Source organism: Butyrivibrio sp. INlla18 (assembly GCF_900103635.1).
In the GTDB taxonomy this organism is placed as follows: domain Bacteria; phylum Bacillota; class Clostridia; order Lachnospirales; family Lachnospiraceae; genus Butyrivibrio.
In genome coordinates, this window is sequence record NZ_FMXK01000004.1 from 159,280 (window position 1) to 172,646 (window position 13,367).

The window sequence follows — 13,367 nt, forward strand, 5'->3', positions numbered from 1 at the left end:
TCATGTACTCAATCAAGCTCATAGGTTACCCACATTTCCTCGTCGGAAACGAAGCTTTTTCCACTGATATTCTGGCAGGAATCCACCAAATTGTTTATAGCTTCCTGCTGAAGGTCATCATCAGCCACATAAAGCACTATCTTGTCAGCTGAAGTCACCTCTTTTTCCACAAGCTTCTCGGTATTTTCCTCATTCATGTAAAAAACCTTATCATACTGAAGAAGCTCATCTGTAAGTCTCCAGACGTTATGCGGAGTCGCAGGATTATACATAACAACCGCTACGTTATCTGAATGTTCTTTTGCATAAGCTATCTTAGGTACATCTTCCTTGTACAAGAAGAGCACATTACCGTCGATCACTAAACCTTTTATCAAAAAAGCTACCATAGCAACCATAAATGCATATACATAGCTCTTTTGCCCAATGGAACTTACTGTATAATACACATCCCAAAACAGGAGCATTATCATTAGTCCATAAATTGGCATCTCATATCTGTTAGATGCGCTCCCAACCAAAAGAGCTGTCTTGGCAGTTAAAAGAAAATATCCAACTGTTCCAACAGTTAATATCATTACTTCTGGTCTTAGGAGCTTATACTTTTTGCCGGTAAATATGCCAGCAACTATCAATATGGCTATGAAAAGAGCTATGAATATAAGTCCACCTGCAAATACATAGTCATTTAAAAGTCCCACAAAGAACTTGATCCTAAGCCCTGTGTTGAAAAGACCAAACAGACTTCCTGATGCATCGCTTCCTCTGTAGCCACCAAACATGTGTCTTACGCTTGCAGGGTATGTTAGAACTGCCAAAAAAAGACTGACAGCGCAGCCGCCAACGTATATCAATGCATTCTTTAAATCTATCTTTTTAAAGAAAAGCCAATAAGCTGTGGCAACTCCGATGGATACAAAGAAAAAGATATAAAAATACTGGATCAAAAAGCCCATGTAAGATACGGCCATGATCGGTAAAAGCCATTTAAGCATAAAGCTCTTTATATCTTTCCTATATTTGTCATAGTCCTGAATAAGCCTCACATGAAGGTATGCGCAGGCAAATACAGCTGCTGTTAGAAAAGCATACATTCTGATCAGCATATTACAGGAAATAGTTTGTGGATTTAATCCCCAAAAGATCAGTGTAAGAACCTGTATCTGAAATGGTACTTTGAGCTCCTCCATAAGGCCATATAGCACGATCATTGAGATAACAAATGCTATTAAATTAGTCATGATACCTGTCCACTTTGTAAAGACTCCAGGCACAAAGGAACAGATTGTATGGAAAACAAAATAGTAAAAAGGCGGATGAACATCCCAAGATTGAACAAGCTTAACAAGCCCGTAGTTAAAGCCTTCTCCCTCTTTAACTACAAACTCATCCAGGATAGTCTGCCTATCCTGCCACTCTCTGTCTGGCTGATACAATCCTAGGCTCCTATTGGTCGAGAAATAAGTATAGTACTCATCCTCATGAAAGCCAGACTTCTGAGCACCATAATAGATGCTCACAAGCAGTGCTATAAACATGATAAGGTAAATAGAAATCTTTTTCATAAGTTATAAGCCCCTTATCTTCGCATGAAGCTTCCTGACAAGTTTTGGAGCAGGCGCTAATATGCTCAAATAAAGCTTTTGTCTGCCGGTTAGATATCCGTTTTTCATGATATTCAGGTGATTTTTCCTGATATATCCTACCACTTCCTGATAAAATGCATTGCTCTTTCCCATCTTGCTAACTGGAATGTGCAAGAGATAATCTAGTCTCTGATAGTAGCCAAATCTCTCTGCCATCTGCACAAGTTCTGGATGCTTGTCTTTAACAAGATTAAGCACCACATCAGAATTTCTGACAATATCAGTATAAACTGATGGGAAATAGTCTTTGTCTTCAGCCTTGCGCCTTGAGTTACTTCCTGATCTGTAAAAGACATGATAATACTGGTATGGCAAGATAACCAGTTTATTAACGTATTCAAGGGCATGTATCATAAGATAAAAATCCTCATTGAGCTCGCCCTCTGGGAACTTAAGCCCTTTATCAAAGATAGTTCTCCTAGTGATCTTGGTGCAAAAAGATGCATCGCCAGTGTGCATCAGCAGTGTCTTAAGGTGATCTACTGGAGATACTTCTGTTTCCTGCTCTGGTGGTATAACTACATCAGGACGTCTTGTTCCATCCTCTGAGATCTCGTCCCTTGATATCTGAACCATGTCAGCACCAGTTCTGACAGCAGCGTCAACTAATGAACTATACATTCTGCTATCCACATAGTCGTCACTATCTACAAAACCAATGTATTCGCCTGTTGCATGTGCTATTCCCAAGTTTCTAGCACTACTAGAGCCACCATTTTTCTGATGATAGACTTCCACATTAGAAAACTCTTTCGCAAGATCATCAGCAACCCTCGCTGTTCCATCTGTTGATCCATCGTCAACCACTATAATCTGAAGAAGCTCAGCCGGATAATCCTGCTGAGCTACAGATCTGACGCACTTTGGTAAAAGATCTTCAATGTTATATGCCGGTATGATCACCGATATTTTCTGAGTAAACTCAGACATTAGAAGCCTCCATCTTTTTCATTTGTCTATAGAGATCGTATCCAATGATCATAATGATCACCAGCATCGCGCATGACAATGGCCAAAGAGTTGTAACTGTTGAGCCAAAGAGATATCTTGAGTAGGTCATCATAGTGATCATCTGAAGAGCTGCACATATTGGAACTCTCTTAACATTGATAACTGCGTATACCACAGCTAAGATTTCTGGAAGATAGCCGTATCTCTCATGCATTGCAGGGAGACAGAAGCAGCACACTTCTACAGTAAATATAACGAGTGTTATCATATATTCAAAGCTTACTTCGTTCTTGATCTTGTATGAATAATAAGCAATGATTCCAAGAACGATCACAGTAGCCATGGTTCCACCACTGATCAGAATTGACCTAGTAGCCTTTGAAAGGTCTGAAGTAATGATTGTATAAACGCTTGGATAATTCATAGTAAGTCTTGAGAACATTGTTACCTGCTTACCATAAATACCAAGAAGGTCTCCCCAGCTTCTACCAGCAATCGCTGCAGGTATCATAGCTGCAAAATGTACAACTGGAATCCAGAAAATGTATCTGATCTTTATCTTATTCTTGAGCCACATGATTATTACAAATGGCATAAAGAAGATTGCCTGCTGTTTGAAACTATAAGCAAATGCAAGATAAACGAAGGCTCTGTTGTCCTTACCCTTCATGAAATAAAGAAGTGACAAAAGAACAAATGATGTAAAGATTGCATCATTCTGCGCCCACGCTGCACTGTTGAGCACAACAGATGGAAGAAACATAGCTGCGCCATAGGCAATAAGTGACTTTGTCACATTACCTTCTGTTGCCTTAAAGGTAATTCTCATGATAGTAACAGCACATACGTAATCAAATATTACTGAAACTGTCTTAACCAGATACATATCACTGATACCACCACCAATGTAGTGAAGGATCACAATAACATACTGGAACATACAGTTATAGTCAAAAGTACTGGCATCACTTACGCCTGGCTTGATTCCAAGATAAGCAAATCCACCTGCTTCATGGCATTCTCTCATCCAATCAGCAAAAGCAAGCTTGTAGTCACCAGAAACGATGTCATAAAGTGAAAGCCTAAACACCAGACCAAGACATGAAATAATAGTGAAAAAGAGCAGATCAAATATCTTTATCTCCACTCCGAAGATCTTAAATTTTGTTTCAAAAAAATCATCAATAAATCTCATAATATCCTCATTCTAAATGGTTATCTTCCTGTAAGCACCTCTTTAAACCAGCAGGCTTTATTACTTCGGCCTTGCTGACAGGTCCCTCAGAAGAAAAGCTTGGCTCCTTACCTTCTAAAAACTCTTCAGAGAACCTAAGGAGCTCTTTTGCAGCATTTTCCGCATTCCAGACTTCTTCAATAGTCTTTTTTGCGTTACTACCAAACTGCAAAATTTTATCTTTTCTTTCAAATAAATACAAGACCTTTTTCGCAAAATCATTATAGTCGCCGTTCTTGTATGAAAGTCCATTATATCCATCCTGTATAAGGAATGGAACAGCACCGGCTTCATAGGATGCAACTACCGCATTGCCGCACTGCATAGCTTCATTGACTACCGCTCCCCAGCCCTCAAGATAGTTACTGGTAAAGAGCTGTATGTCTGCCTCGGACATTGCTCTGAAGGCATCAGCTGGATCAAGATTTCCCTTAAAGCTTATCTGCTCACTGAGGTCATATTCTTTTGTCTTTTCTTCAAGTGCTTCTCTTTGATTGCCGTCGCCAACGAAAATCAGCTCAAAGTCGTAGCCCTTTTCCTTGAGCAGCTTTGCGATCTCTACAGCAAACTCAGGGTGCTTTAGTTTTATGAGTCTGCCTGTCCAAGAAAGCTTTATCTTTCTACCTTCAACAGGTCTTTTCTCTGAAATATCCATCTTCCTATCAGGGAAATATCCCCATTTAAGCTTCTTGCCTGGATAGCTGTGGATAAGTTCAAAGTCAGAAGCTACATAAGCGCCGGCGCACAGCAGATATACCGGCATCTTTCTGTATTTATAATGCTCATGGTACTTTCTGATTAGTCCTTTAGGACTGATGGCTTTCCACTGGCCTTCGCGGTATATTCTCTCGCTAAGCCGAAAGGTAAGCTTACCAGATGAAAGTCTCTTTTCCTCTAGCTTACTGATAAGTCCCTCTGTCCAGCCAAATATTACTACATCGCTATCTAGTATTAGACTACTGCACTTCTCTTCATCTTGATAAAAGAGCTCCACATAAGAATAATCCTTTGGATCTACAGCCCATCCCATCTTGATCCTTTCCTCTTCCATGGGCATGGTCTGTATGAAATGAAAAACGTCACCAATTAACCCTTTCATAGCCTCACAGAAAGGAATCTGATGATGATTTATGTAGTTAGATACAAAGGTTATAACCAATATGATCCCTCTCTTTATTTCTTAACAATAGATTCATAAACCTCAATGAGCCTCTCATAATTGGCGTTGGCGTCATGAGTTTCTCTAGCATGTTTGCTGGCATTATCCCCATAAACTGCGGATATAACTGGTTCATCCCACATGGAAATGATCTGATCTGCAAGCATCTCAACATTGGCCTTATCAAATAAAAGGCCATCCTTACCAGGCTGGATGAGACTTGGTATGCCTCCAACATTAGCTGCAAGCACAGGCACTCCAAGAAGCATAGCTTCTCCAACAGAGTTTGGTGAATTCTCTACAACAGATGGACATACAAAAAGGCTACTCTTAAGGAATTGTTCCTTCATCTCAACATCCGAGAGCATACCCACCATCTTAACTTTTTTCTTTAGCTTATTCTTGGAAATAAGGCTCTTTATGTACTTGCCATAGGCACTGGCGCGCATAAAATAAGGATATTTGCTCTTACCCTTACCGATAATATTGTTTCCTGCTACATAAAGCTTTGCATCAGGGTATTTTTCAAGGATCTTTGGCATCGCCTGAAGCATGAAATGAAATCCCTTTAATGGATAGTCGCCCTGAGACAGGAAAATGCTGTGAGGTTCTACATTCTTTTCCTCCCACTTTCCTTCATAAAAGCAAGGTCTCATGGTCTCGTTTATATGATAATACTTAGCTTCACCGTTAATTTCTGAAGTGTACTTCTTGTCGAATTCTGTTCTACCGGTAATATTTCCAGCAAGCATGATGGATTCTCTCTCATGCTCTGCTCTTATCTTGTACTTCTCAACTTGCTGAAGAAGAGAATCTTCTTTTAATCTATCTCTAAGAGTTGCTGAATTCTGTACTTCAATAGGAATGTCAGCCATATACTCTTTGGCTATCTCTCCGCAAATTCCCTGTATGCCTAAAAGAACTCTGTCAGGGTTGCCAAATGCTCTGAGCATGGCAAGGGAATGAGGAAATTCTGTTCCGAATATGTGTACAATGTCAGGCTTAAAATCATCAAGAATTACGTGTAATCTATTCTCAAGCTTTCCATCATAAACTTCAGGATGATTTAAGTCCTCGTAAAAGCTATAATAGGTCACCCCATCTATCTCTTCCTTGACATCTGGTTTGCCAAAAGGGAAGCATATAGCAAGTGTTATTTTATTATCCTTTGTATTCTGCAACTTCTCAAGGCATCCTGTAAGCCATCCTTCTCTTACTGAAAAAGGAATTCCATGCGCTTTCGCGTAAGCAGGAAGCATAATGTTGCAAAGCCATAGTATCTTCAAATTCATTTCTCCTTTTTGCCGCTTCTAGCTTTATAAACAGCATTCTTTATAGCGTTGTAACCGCCGGCAGTTACTTTATTTGAAGCCACAAAGGTTCTGAGCTTAGATAATGTAAGGATACGCAAAAGGTCATACTTTCTGATCTGCGCCCCTGTCAGATAGCGTTTTATTATCTCTCTTCTTTCATCCTCAGAAATCTTCTTGTTCTGATCTGAATAGCCACCGCCTTCATAATTAGAAATGATCACTGGCATGTACACAGGTACCGCCTTTTCTCTATAAAAGCATCTAAGGAACTGCTCATAATCCGCTCTGACTTTGTATCGAAGGTCAAATGGGTTCTTGTAAATAAGTCTCTCATCATAAAAGCAAGCCTGGTGAGAAGGAACATTTCGATAACATGCGTAATCATCAATCTTCGGATTAGAAGCAACTTTAGTGCCTGTTGTAATCTCAAAAATATCCCCATAATAAATGGAGAAAAGGGTAGTTCCTTCTTTACTCTGGTTCTTGGTAATGAACTCATGAACATTTCTAAGGACATTTTCATCCTTAAAGGTATCACCACAATTTAAGAAAAAGATATATGATGGTGATTCACCAGCCTGAATATCTGATGCCTTTTCTGCAAGATATGAGGTAGCGATATTCATTCCATGATATATACCGCTATCACAGCTCTCAATAAGAAGTATCTTATCCTTACTCTCTTCGAAGTCGTCCGTTACTTCAAACTTCGCCTTTAGCTTATCCACTGAGCCATCTGTAGACATTCCATCTTTTACCAAGATGCGGTAATTTGTATAGCTCTGCCTCTTGATACTTTCAATAGTCTCGATCAGCTTTTTACCTGGATTATATGAAACTACAATAATTGTGAAAAAAGGTCTTTTCATCCGAAACCTCCTTAATAACCTCTCTCAGACAGAGTAAGTGGCATATCATCAAACAAGATTGACTGATATGGCAAAATTCTAACTCCATCATCAGGAGCTTTCTTCATGTAAATCGCAAAATATAAAAAACAACCTAAAATAGCTGCAATCTTGACCCACTTTCGTATCCTGTCATCCTTGATATGAAGAATCAGCGCTGGAACAAACAGGATATGTGTAACTGTTAAGTAATATCCAATCCTTGAGATGATAGGAAGGAATGATCCAAATACATAAAGGGCAAGCGCCATGAGATTGCAGTAGAAATAGAACAGGTAGGTTTTATTTTCTTTAACCACATCCTTAAACAATATAAGAGATAAAATAAGTATAGCTGCGCATCTTGCTATATTAACTGAGCTCGTTCCACCTGTAAGATATTCTGTATCTTTGTATGAAGGATAAAGGAATATCACTATCTTAAGGTAAAGATCCTGTAAAAAAAGACATGAAATGCAGAAAAAGCCAGCTGCAATATACATCCATCTCTTCCACTTCATCCTTGCTATAGGATAAAGCACCAGAACAACTAAAAGTGACTTATGGAAAAGAGCCCCAATAAGTACCACAAGTAAAAATCTTGGCCAGTCTTTTGTCATGACAAACTTAATGGAATACAGCGCTAGTCCTAAGGCTAAATAATAACGTACGGTACTGATGGACTGAAAATAATAGCCAAGGAGCATGAACATCATAAAGCTAAAAGTGAACCACTCGCTCTGATCCCAGATCGCCTTCATAAAAAACAAAATAGTAAAGAAAGCAATGACAGCAAAGACCAAAATATAATTTTCAAAGCCGCTAAGATAATAGATTGCATATGTAAGTGCATTAAATCCTGCCTCTGTAGGAACATAGGCTCTTGAATACACCAAATGCATAAATTCAACATACTTGGCATAGTCATTTCCTACATTTACACGTAGAGCAGACACCCAAAACAAGCATGCGAATATGATAACACTTGCTATTACATTAACAACATTCTGCCTTCTTACCTGTCCATAACAGATATTAAATTGTGTTTTTCTCACAAGCATAGCTGTTAAAAGAACAACCGCTGTAAGGGACAAATATACTATCATTTATACCTTCTTTAAAGTCTTGGCATGTTTAATGCCCTGATTTAACAAATGGTAACTTTTAAATAATCCTTTTTCGACACACATGGTTTTTCTGTTGTTAAACAGATATCTAAAACCAAGAATGCTAGCAAATGATCCATACAAAAAGTGATATAAGACACCTCTGTCATAAAAAAACTTATCTGTGTAACCATTAAACCATGTAGACTCACCTGATACTTCATGTCCAAGTGCTACTGTGGTCCTATATAATGACAGTCCTGACTTTAAACAGTCATGTAAAAAGAGACTATCTTCTCCATTCATGTATGGAGCTCCGCCACCAAATAATAAAGAATACTTAACTCCGCTACTGACAAGCTTGTCTCTTCTAGCGCAGATGGCGTAAGCGGGATATCTTCCGTAGTTCTTCCATGTTACTTTTGCAAAATCCTCATTCCAGTAAGTCTCTCTGCCTTCCTGAGCCCTTACATTGAACATGATCACATCTGCTTCTGGGTGATCATCAAATTCTTTTAAGATCTTTTCAGCATAGCCCTGATCATAAACTATATCATCATCAGCAAACTGGATGATCTCATGGTCTGAATTTTCTAGAGCAGTGTTCCTTGATAAGCCAACACCTTTTTCTCTTCTGCCGATCACTTTGACTGTGTGACCATTTAGCTGAAGTTCTTCCTCGAAGTCTCCTCCATCAGTCTTAATGAACTGATTGACTAAAATAGCGTCAGACTCAATATTCATTTGTTCCAGCAAACTTTTACTATCTTTGTCTACTGCTGATATCAACATCTGAAGTCTTTTGCTCATAATATCTTCCATCACTTTATTCTGTAATATCTTCTAAGAAATCCCTCATCAGATCTAACCAGAATAACTCCAAGTACAGGACATTCATGTTTCTTAAGCTGAGCTATGATATGCCCTGTCATGCTTCCACATCTCTTTCCAGCTGGAACTGTAAGGATAACGCCATCAGATGCACCGATCTTTCTGTAGTTATCAAGTACATTTCCAGGAATTTCCATGGCTGTTACTTTATCTAATTGACTATCCAAGCCACTTCCTAATGTCTTCTTAAGTGAGTCCAGATCCTTTTTTGAATTCTCTGCATCTTTGACACTGTCTGAAGCGATCAGTACAACTCTCTCTGCGCCAGCAATATATTTTTCATAAGCTGCCTGAAGTTCATTTTTAAAGAAAGCATCCTTTGAATCCTTTTCAAAAAGAACTCCAAGTACCGGCAATTTGTATCTCTTTTCGCAGTCCTCTGGGACATAGACTGAATCGTCAAGAGCATCTACCAGCAAAAGAACTAAAATAGCCGCTACTGCAAATAAAATCGCCCCAAAGATCACTGCTACGAAAGTCCTGTCGGTGTATGTCACAAGAGCAGAATCTGACCTGGCAATAAGCTTAATTGAATCAAATGCCTCATTAGTATCGCCATAGTTTACCAGTGCTTCATCGATTGCATCCGTTATTAAATCCGTGTCTTCCTGACTATTATTTGTAACAGTCACCAAAAGAAGCCTTACATCTGAAGGAATCTCTGCTTTTACAGAATCAATAACTTCCTGCTCTGAAATCTGTTCCTTGGATACTCCAACCTTTTGCAGATTTTCCATAACAATAGGTAAAATGTCATCAGTAGACATGAGCAAGTTCCAAGTAAAGGCATTGTAATAGTCAACCTGTGTTCCTGCCTGCTCATCATAGGCAAACTTGATATAGAGTTTGGACTCTGTGCTATAGCTCCTAGCAGGTCCAAAAGTCACATTTACAAGGGTATAGATTCCACCGCATAAAAGCGCACCCAGCAGTGCAGCAAGCGGAATGATCCATATCTTTTTGATGAGCCTTAAATAAAAGCTCCTTAAATTCAATTCTTCATCCATATGTCTCTGTGTTCTGTCCATACGTCTTCTCCAGAATGATAATCTTACTTCTGAGCTGTTGTCTGATTCTCTTCAACGCCTTCTGTACTGTCTGGCGTGAACAAAATCTTTACGGTAAGTAACATAAGCTTGATATCAAGCCAGATCGAATAATTCTCAATATATGTAAGATCAAGCTTTAATTTATCATAAGGTGTAGTGTTGTATTTGCCATAAACCTGCGCATATCCTGCAAGTCCAGCCTTTACTTTCATTCTGAAAGCAAATTCAGGCATATTTTCAAGATACTGCTCAATGATCTCAGGTCTCTCTGGTCTTGGTCCGATGAAGGTCATGTCGCCAACCAGGATGTTAAAGAGCTGTGGGAGCTCATCAATTCTACATGAACGGATAAACTTGCCGATAGGAGTTATTCTTGAGTCATTCTTAGAAGCAAGCCTTGCAACTCCGTCCTTCTCAGCATCAACGCTCATACTTCTAAACTTCATGATCTTGAATTCTCGTTTGTTGATGGTACATCTAACCTGCTTGTACAGCACAGGACCACCGTCATAAGCCTTGATGATGATAGCTGTTATCAGCATTATTGGTGAACTAAGAATTATCAGTATCAAAGAAAGAAGTATGTCGAAAGCTCTTTTGATAGCTCTCTGTTCAATCTTGATAGCATATTCCCTAAGCAAAAGGACCGGTGTATCAAAGAGATGAAGCTGAGTTGATCCCTTTAATAACACATCTGTAATCTTGGGCATAACATAAATTCTGATGTTATGACCATAGCAGTACTTAACAAGACCATTTCTATATTCACTAGGAACATCCCAGATAATGACGCCGTCATAATTTCCAAGGCATTCTTTGTAGATACTTTCAATACCTTCAGAAATATTCATCTGCTTTACGATCCTGTATTTATCTTTTCTGGTATTGAACTTGCGAATAATGTCATCTGCAGCATATTTACCATTAACAAGAAGGAGATTTCTTGGTGGAAATATCATTCGGTAAATGGCGTTTGTGGCATAGGCCCATGCAAAAGACAAAACAAGCTGAATTCCAAATATCTCTACCATAGGAAGTACTGGAACAAGCCAGTTCCTTAAAAGAGCAATCTGGAAATAAGAAATGAAATTCACCATAAATAAGGCGAATATCTGCGAAAAGAACACATCCATAGGCTTGAGATATCCAATCTTAAGACCACCGTATGTGTTAGAAAAGAATAAAAGCAATATGAAATAAATTGCTAAAATAAGCAAATGTCCACGGAAGTAGAGCTTAAGTCCGCTTCCAAGATTATATCCGTCAACACTGATACGATTGGCAGAAACTATTGGATAATATGTCTTAAACCAAAACCAGGCGTATACAGCTGTCTGCACGCACAGTCCAATAAATCCAAGAAATAAAACAAGGATTCTTTTTACTGATTCTACGTGTTTCATATGATCCCCTTTTAGCTATCAGATTCTCCTAAGAGTTGCTCTGACAGCCCATCCTCCAAAATAAAATAATGATTCTAATACAGAGAGATCTGCAATATTTCTATACAAAAACCATATTCTCTCTATGGCCAAAAGCTTATTTGATGAAAGCGATTTGGCTGGTCGGCGGTAAATAGCAAGATTCTCATCCATTCCGTAAGCGATTATTCCGCTCTTTAAGATTCTCCACCAAGTGGCAGTATCTTCGCTTGGAACCATTGGCATATGGATGATCTCCATGTCTATCTTCTCGGTGTCAAACATAACAGTTGTTGTGAAAATAACCGTTCTTGACAGTGCCTGTCTAAAGTTAAGCGTTTTAGGAGCGTGCACGACCTTACCTGTTGGTCTTGCTTCTTCATCTCCAAACTCATAGGAATGAAAAGAAAAAGCGGCTCCAGTTTTTTCCATGAAAGCAATCTGTTTTTCAAGCTTGTCTGCTTGCCATACATCGTCTGCATCCAAAAAAGCTATGTATCTGCCGATTGCTGCATCGATTCCTGTATTTCTGGCAGCTGCAGCGCCTTCATTTCTCTCTTTTTTGATAAGCTTGATCCTCTTAGCCTGAGAAGAGATCAGTTCTTCTATATAGGCAGCGCTTCCATCCCTTGAGCAGTCATCAACCAGAATAAGTTCCCAATCCTTATAAGTCTGAGCTTCCACCATTTCTATGGTCTTTGCTATGTATTTTTTGGCATTATAGACTGGAACAACAATACTTACCATTATAATTCCTCTTTGACAATGTATAATGGGCGCTTCTTGACCTCGAGATAAGTCTTGGACAGATACTGTCCCACAATACCGATGCAAAACAGCTGAACACCGCTGACAAACGAGATAATACATACAAGTGAAGGCCATCCACTTGTAGGGTCTCCAAACATAAGCTTTCTAACAATAATGAAGATTATGAATATAAAAGCAAGCAAGCAGAACAGCACACCCATAAATGATGCAATTGCAAGTGGCGCTGTTGAAAATGCAACTATTCCGTCAAGAGCATATAGGAAAAGCTTCCAGAAAGACCACTTAGTCTCACCTTTTTGTCTCTCAACATTCTCAAATTCGATCCATTTATTCTTAAAGCCCACCCATCCAAAGATTCCTTTAGAAAAGCGGTTGTATTCGCCCATAGAAAGGACTGCATCCACAAATTGTCTGGTCATAAGTCTGTAGTCTCTTGCACCGTCTACGATCTCAGTCTTGGACATCTTGTTGATGATCCTGTAGAACATTCTTGCAAAGAATGACCTGATAGGAGGCTCGCCTTTTCTACTGACTCTTCTGGTGGCTACGCTGTCATAGCCTTCATTAACAATAGCTTCATACATCTGTGGTAAAAGAGCTGGTGGATCCTGAAGATCGCAGTCCATGATCGCAACAAAGTCGCCCTTTGCTCTCTCAAGACCAGCTATCATAGCAGACTCTTTTCCAAAGTTTCTTGAGAAGTTGATAAGATGAACTCTCTCATCTCTCTCATGAAGCTTTTTTACTTCTGCTACTGTTCCATCCTTAGATCCATCATTTACATATATGATCTCTATGTCTACGTCATGAGACTTAAAGTAAGCCTCATTCTTTAGAAGCTCATTATAGAAATCTACGATATTCTCCTGCTCATTGTAGCAAGGTACTATTATGCTCAAAAGTTTCATGTGTAAATCTCCACGCGTTAATTATATGATT

General features: G+C 39.1%; 12 protein-coding genes. All 12 read right to left on the reverse strand.

What is annotated here, in order from left to right; translation table 11 throughout:
* Positions 1-8 precede the first annotated feature (8 nt).
* Entirely contained in the window at positions 9-1,565 is a 1,557-nt protein-coding gene (locus BLS24_RS02085; protein ID WP_091755702.1) for a hypothetical protein, read from the reverse strand.
* 3 nt (positions 1,566-1,568) lie between these two features.
* Positions 1,569-2,576, reverse strand: coding sequence for a glycosyltransferase family 2 protein (locus BLS24_RS02090; protein WP_091755709.1), 1,008 nt, complete (start codon positions 2,574-2,576; stop codon positions 1,569-1,571).
* Complete coding sequence (locus BLS24_RS02095) at positions 2,569-3,792, reverse strand: hypothetical protein (RefSeq protein ID WP_091755711.1); 1,224 nt, start codon at positions 3,790-3,792, stop codon at positions 2,569-2,571. The genes BLS24_RS02090 and BLS24_RS02095 overlap by 8 nt, the downstream gene beginning before the upstream one ends.
* 7 nt (positions 3,793-3,799) lie before the next feature.
* Positions 3,800-4,930 carry a glycosyltransferase family 4 protein gene (locus BLS24_RS02100; protein ID WP_242872209.1) on the reverse strand — a complete coding sequence of 377 codons (1,131 nt, stop codon included), beginning with the start codon at positions 4,928-4,930 and terminating at the stop codon, positions 3,800-3,802.
* 74 nt (positions 4,931-5,004) lie between these two features.
* The gene (locus tag BLS24_RS02105) at positions 5,005-6,276 is read right to left on the reverse strand and encodes a glycosyltransferase family 4 protein (protein ID WP_091755722.1); all 1,272 of its coding nucleotides are present in this window, start codon (positions 6,274-6,276) and stop codon (positions 5,005-5,007) included.
* A 2-nt stretch (positions 6,277-6,278) separates the two neighbouring features.
* Positions 6,279-7,172 carry a glycosyltransferase gene (locus BLS24_RS02110; protein ID WP_091755723.1) on the reverse strand — a complete coding sequence of 298 codons (894 nt, stop codon included), beginning with the start codon at positions 7,170-7,172 and terminating at the stop codon, positions 6,279-6,281.
* Between the two features lie 11 nt (positions 7,173-7,183).
* The gene (locus tag BLS24_RS02115) at positions 7,184-8,296 is read right to left on the reverse strand and encodes an EpsG family protein (RefSeq protein ID WP_091755727.1); all 1,113 of its coding nucleotides are present in this window, start codon (positions 8,294-8,296) and stop codon (positions 7,184-7,186) included.
* Positions 8,297-9,106 carry a glycosyltransferase gene (locus tag BLS24_RS02120; protein WP_242872210.1) on the reverse strand — a complete coding sequence of 270 codons (810 nt, stop codon included), beginning with the start codon at positions 9,104-9,106 and terminating at the stop codon, positions 8,297-8,299. It abuts the gene before it with no gap.
* An 11-nt stretch (positions 9,107-9,117) separates the two neighbouring features.
* Positions 9,118-10,215 (reverse strand): YveK family protein, encoded by a 1,098-nt coding sequence (locus BLS24_RS02125; RefSeq protein WP_091755729.1) that lies wholly within the window; start codon positions 10,213-10,215, stop codon positions 9,118-9,120.
* Positions 10,216-10,238: 23 nt separating this feature from the next.
* Positions 10,239-11,639 (reverse strand): exopolysaccharide biosynthesis polyprenyl glycosylphosphotransferase, encoded by a 1,401-nt coding sequence (locus tag BLS24_RS02130; RefSeq protein WP_091755730.1) that lies wholly within the window; start codon positions 11,637-11,639, stop codon positions 10,239-10,241.
* An 18-nt stretch (positions 11,640-11,657) separates the two neighbouring features.
* The gene (locus tag BLS24_RS02135) at positions 11,658-12,404 is read right to left on the reverse strand and encodes a glycosyltransferase family 2 protein (RefSeq protein ID WP_091755732.1); all 747 of its coding nucleotides are present in this window, start codon (positions 12,402-12,404) and stop codon (positions 11,658-11,660) included.
* Positions 12,404-13,336 carry a glycosyltransferase family 2 protein gene (locus BLS24_RS02140; RefSeq protein WP_091755734.1) on the reverse strand — a complete coding sequence of 311 codons (933 nt, stop codon included), beginning with the start codon at positions 13,334-13,336 and terminating at the stop codon, positions 12,404-12,406. Before BLS24_RS02140 ends, BLS24_RS02135 begins: the two co-directional genes overlap by 1 nt.
* Positions 13,337-13,367 lie beyond the last annotated feature (31 nt).

Bases quoted from the DNA above. Each gene is read 5' to 3' on its own strand.
- BLS24_RS02110 (WP_091755723.1), bottom strand. From the start codon at position 7,172: ATGAAAAGACCTTTTTTCACAATTATTGTAGTTTCATATAATCCAGGT.
- BLS24_RS02085 (WP_091755702.1), bottom strand. From the start codon at position 1,565: ATGAAAAAGATTTCTATTTACCTTATCATGTTTATAGCACTGCTTGTG.
- BLS24_RS02135 (WP_091755732.1), bottom strand. From the start codon at position 12,404: ATGGTAAGTATTGTTGTTCCAGTCTATAATGCCAAAAAATACATAGCA.
- BLS24_RS02120 (WP_242872210.1), bottom strand. From the start codon at position 9,106: ATGAGCAAAAGACTTCAGATGTTGATATCAGCAGTAGACAAAGATAGT.
- BLS24_RS02090 (WP_091755709.1), bottom strand. From the start codon at position 2,576: ATGTCTGAGTTTACTCAGAAAATATCGGTGATCATACCGGCATATAAC.
- BLS24_RS02140 (WP_091755734.1), bottom strand. From the start codon at position 13,336: ATGAAACTTTTGAGCATAATAGTACCTTGCTACAATGAGCAGGAGAAT.
- BLS24_RS02130 (WP_091755730.1), bottom strand. From the start codon at position 11,639: ATGAAACACGTAGAATCAGTAAAAAGAATCCTTGTTTTATTTCTTGGA.
- BLS24_RS02095 (WP_091755711.1), bottom strand. From the start codon at position 3,792: ATGAGATTTATTGATGATTTTTTTGAAACAAAATTTAAGATCTTCGGA.
- BLS24_RS02115 (WP_091755727.1), bottom strand. From the start codon at position 8,296: ATGATAGTATATTTGTCCCTTACAGCGGTTGTTCTTTTAACAGCTATG.
- BLS24_RS02100 (WP_242872209.1), bottom strand. From the start codon at position 4,930: ATGAAAGGGTTAATTGGTGACGTTTTTCATTTCATACAGACCATGCCC.
- BLS24_RS02125 (WP_091755729.1), bottom strand. From the start codon at position 10,215: ATGGACAGAACACAGAGACATATGGATGAAGAATTGAATTTAAGGAGC.